Raw genomic sequence first — 3831 nt, 5'->3', positions numbered from 1 at the left:
TTCTGCGCGCGCAGCGCGGCGCGGGCCTGGCTGGGCCTGGGCGTGGCGGCAGCGCCCTGCGTTGGCCTGCTTTGGTGGTGGCGGTGACCCCATGGGCCGCTAGCATCGCTGCCCATGCAACGTCGAAGAATCCTCGCGGCACTCGCTGCCGCCTTTTTGTGCCTCGCGGTTTGGCTCGGTGCGGGCGAAGTCCTGAGCCATCCGCACCACCGGCCCGTGGGCCCGGCCCCGGGCGATCTGCCCGCGAGCCCGGTGCGGTTCGATACCGTCACGGGCCAGTCCCTTGCGGGCTGGCTGGTCCGTGGCGATGCCGGGGCCGGGGCGGTGCTGCTTTTGCATGGCATCGGTGCGGACCGGCGGCAGATGCTGGGCCGGGCCCGGTTTCTCCATCGCCTGGGCTATTCGGTGCTGCTCATCGATCTGCCCGCGCATGGCGAGAGCGCCGGGGACCGGGTGACTTTCGGCTGGAACGAATCGCAAGGCGTGGCGGCGGCCCTGGACTACCTGTCCGACGCGCTGCCCGACGAGAAGATCGGTGTGATCGGCGCATCGCTCGGGGCGGCGTCGCTCGTGCTGTCCCGGCCCGACGTGTCCCTGGAGGCCGTCGTGCTGGAGTCGATGTTCCCCACGATCGAAGACGCGGTCTCCGACCGCCTGGCGATGTACCTGGGGCCGGCGGGCCGGTGGCTCACGCCGCTGCTGCTGTGGCAGCTTCCCGTGCGGCTGGGCGTTTCCGCGGATCAGCTGCGGCCCATCGCCGACCTGCCGTCGCTGCACGTGCCGCTGCTGATCGCGGCCGGATCGGAAGACCGCCACACCCCCCTGGCGGAAACCCGGCGCATCTACGCGGCGGCCGACGACCCGAAGGCGTTGTGGGTGGTCGATGGTGCGGCGCATGTCGATCTGCATGCGTTCGATCCGCCGGCCTACGAGGCGCGGATTTCGGCGTTCCTCGCGAAACACCTGCGCGACAGCGACAGCGACAGCGACTGAGGCCGTGCGCTGTGACGGGTGGATCTCGTGCGTGATGGGGGGGCGAGCGGGCAGGGGAGCGCTGCCTCATCCCCCTTCAGTGCCCGCTGGCGGCTGTCGTGGCGAACCCTCCGTTGTCGGCCGGGTCACCACCGGGCGCGTGGTGCGCCATTCCCATCCCGCCGCCGTTCCCGCTTTCGCCCATTCCACCGCCGGCGCCGCCCCCACTGCCTCGCACACCGCCATCGGCATTGGCGCGCCGGGCGCCCGCGCCACCGCTTCCTCCGGGCCGCAACGGCCCCTGCACGGGAATCGGCACGTGCTCCGCAATCGGTTCCAGGTCCAGCGCCGCCCGAATGAACTGCCGCAGCGACACCACCAGCTGCGCCGTTTCGATGCTGCGGCCGGCCACCATGTCCTGCGCGGCCTGGGCGGCGAGTTGGACCTGCTCCTCGGTGCCCAGCAGGATCACGTCGGACAGCGCGGCTTCCACCGCATCGCGCACGCGGCGTTGGCGCTCGGTGCTGGTCAGCGGTGCCAGCGCCTCTTCCACGGTGGCCGGATCGCCTTCGGCAGGGGGCAGCGATGGCGTTGGGCTGCCAGCCGGCCGGCGCAGGTCGCGCATGTGCGTCGGGCTCACCTGCAACTGCCCGGTGAACGAGCCGCCCAAGGTCTTGTAGGCGGCGATCAGGGTCTTGAGCCGCTCGTTGATCTGCCGGTTTTCGCGTTGCTGGCGGCGCTGGATGGTCTGCATGAAGACGAGCCGGATGCCCACCATGAGCAGCGAGGCCAGCAGCAGCCCCAACGCGGTGGTGAGCAGGGTGTGCCAGGAACTGAAGTCGAGCATGTGGCGCATGGCGGACGCGGGGCGCTGGCGCCACCGCGAAAGGGGAGTGGAGGGCAGGCCATGATAGGCACGGGCACTAGGTGCTGCACCCGTGGCCGGGCGGCACCGTTGGGCCCTCGCAGGGCGCGGCTCAGGCGGGCGGCGCCGCGTCCAGCATTTCGACGACCCGCTTCCAGTCCGCCGCATCGACCGGCGTGATGGACAGGCGGCTGCCTTTTTGCAGCACCTGCAGGCCGGCCAGTTCCGGCCGGGCGCGCAATTCGGCCAGGGGCAGCAGGCGGGTCTTGCGCAGTGCCTGCACGTCCAGCAGCAGCCACCGCGGTTGGTCCGGGCGGGATTTGGGGTCGTGGTAGGGCGATTCGGGGTCGAACTGCGTCGGGTCCGGCCGGGTGGCAGATGCCACGCGCGCCAGGCCGGCAATGCCCGGCTCCGGACAGCTGGAGTGATAGAACAGCACGCCGTCGCCCACCTGCATGCCGTCGCGCATGAAGTTGCGCGCCTGGTAGTTGCGCACGCCGGTCCAGGGCACGGTGGCATCCGGGGCGGCCAGGGCGTCGTCGATGGAGCATTCCTGCGGCTCGGACTTCATGAGCCAGTAGCGGGGTTCGGGGGGCGGGGTCGTCGTCATGGCGCCATTCTGGCGGGATGCGGCGCAAGGATCGAGCCCTTCCTGTCGCCAGAGGGTTGTTGCTATTGATTTAATAGCAATGAAGGCTTGATTAACTAAGGCATGGGGCCAAAAACACCCTTATTCGCGAATTCACCGCATGCTCGCCGGCCCCGTGCCGCCCCACCGGATCGCATCGTGCGCCGGGATGGCCAGTGGGTTGTCCTGGGGTTCCGACAAGGGGGCGAGCAGGGCGTTCAGGTCCGCCTCGCTGAACTTGGCCGCACCCGCGGCGTCGTGCCCCAGCACCCCCTGCGCCAGCGCCTGCTTGCGGGCCTGCAGTTCCAGCATGCGTTCCTCGATGCTGCCTTCCACCACGATCTTGTAGACGAACACCGGCTGGTCCTGCCCGATGCGGTGGGCACGGGCGGTGGCCTGCTCCTCCACGGCGGGGTTCCACCAGGGATCCAGGTGGATCACCGTGTCGGCGGCGGTCAGGTTCAGGCCCACGCCGCCGGCCTTGAGGCTGGCCAGCAGGACGGGCGGCGCGCCGGCATCGCCGCGGTCCTGGAAGCGCCGCACCACGGCGCCGCGCGCGCGGGGCGGGGTGTCTCCGGTCAGCGCGAGGAAGGACAGGGCGAGCGCCTCCAGCGTTTCGGCCACCAGGGCGAGCATTTCGGTGAACTGCGAGAACACCAGCACGCGGCGCCCTTGCGCGACCAGGGCGGGCAGCGCGTCGGCCAGCCATTCGAGCTTGGCGCGCTCCATGGTGGCGGGCTGCGCCCGGGCGGCCTCGCTGCCCTTGACCAGGCGCGGATCGCAGCACACCTGCCGCAGCTTGAGCAGCGCATCCAGCAGGGTGATCTGCGCGCCGTCGAAGCTCTGGCGCTGCAGCACGCGGCGCACCTGCTTGTCGGCGGCGGCACGCACCGCCTCGTACAGCTCGCGCTGGCGGCCCTGCAGCGGCAGCCGCAGCACGACGTCGGTGCGCGGCGGCAGTTCGGTGGCCACGTCCTGCTTGCGGCGGCGCAGGATGAACGGGCGCACGCGCCGGGCCAGCACCTCGGCCCGCAGGGTTTCGCCGTTCTCCTCGATGGGCTTGCGCCAGCGCTGGGAGAAGCTGCGCGCATCGCCCAGAAAGCCGGGCATGAGGAAGTCGAACTGCGCCCACAGCTCGCCCAGGTGGTTCTCCAGCGGCGTGCCGGTCAGGCAAAGCAGATGCGCAGCGTTCAGGCGCCGCAGGGCGCGGGCGCTGCGGCTGCCGGCGTTCTTGACCATCTGCGCCTCGTCCAGGATCAGCAGGTGCCACGGCTGCGCGGCCAGCGCGTCGATGTCGCGCCACACCAGCGGGTAGGTCGTCAGCACCAGGTCATGCTGGCCGATGCGGGCAAAAACGCTCGCGCCG

At 70.9% G+C, this 3831-nt stretch carries 5 protein-coding genes; 2 read left to right on the top strand and 3 right to left on the bottom strand.

Translation table 11 applies throughout. The features are described 5' to 3' along the window. Both AC27IO_RS21635 and AC27IO_RS21630 read left to right on the top strand, forming a co-directional pair. Positions 1 to 87 (top strand): DUF3649 domain-containing protein (locus AC27IO_RS21635; RefSeq protein WP_487090715.1); only part of this gene is annotated, 87 nt, incomplete at its 5' end. A gap of 27 nt (positions 88 to 114) precedes the next feature. Further along, the gene (locus AC27IO_RS21630) at positions 115 to 993 is read left to right on the top strand and encodes an alpha/beta hydrolase (RefSeq protein WP_498740697.1); all 879 of its coding nucleotides are present in this window, start codon (positions 115 to 117) and stop codon (positions 991 to 993) included. A 76-nt stretch (positions 994 to 1069) separates the two neighbouring features. Here the strand turns inward: AC27IO_RS21630 and AC27IO_RS21625 are convergent, their stop codons facing one another. The 3 genes from AC27IO_RS21625 to AC27IO_RS21615 form a co-directional block, all read right to left on the bottom strand. Then, the gene (locus tag AC27IO_RS21625) at positions 1070 to 1828 is read right to left on the bottom strand and encodes a hypothetical protein (RefSeq protein WP_498740696.1); all 759 of its coding nucleotides are present in this window, start codon (positions 1826 to 1828) and stop codon (positions 1070 to 1072) included. 121 nt (positions 1829 to 1949) lie between these two features. Further along, a complete protein-coding gene (locus AC27IO_RS21620) occupies positions 1950 to 2447 on the bottom strand; it encodes an EVE domain-containing protein (RefSeq protein ID WP_498740695.1) in 498 nt (165 codons plus the stop codon). 132 nt (positions 2448 to 2579) lie between these two features. Next, the coding region (locus AC27IO_RS21615) for a DEAD/DEAH box helicase (protein ID WP_498740694.1) at positions 2580 to 3831 on the bottom strand (1252 nt) is incomplete at its 5' end.

This window comes from Acidovorax sp. KNOB132 (assembly GCF_057541515.1).
Note: the sequence above shows the minus strand (reverse complement) of the source record. Positions and strands in the feature narration are given on the sequence as shown.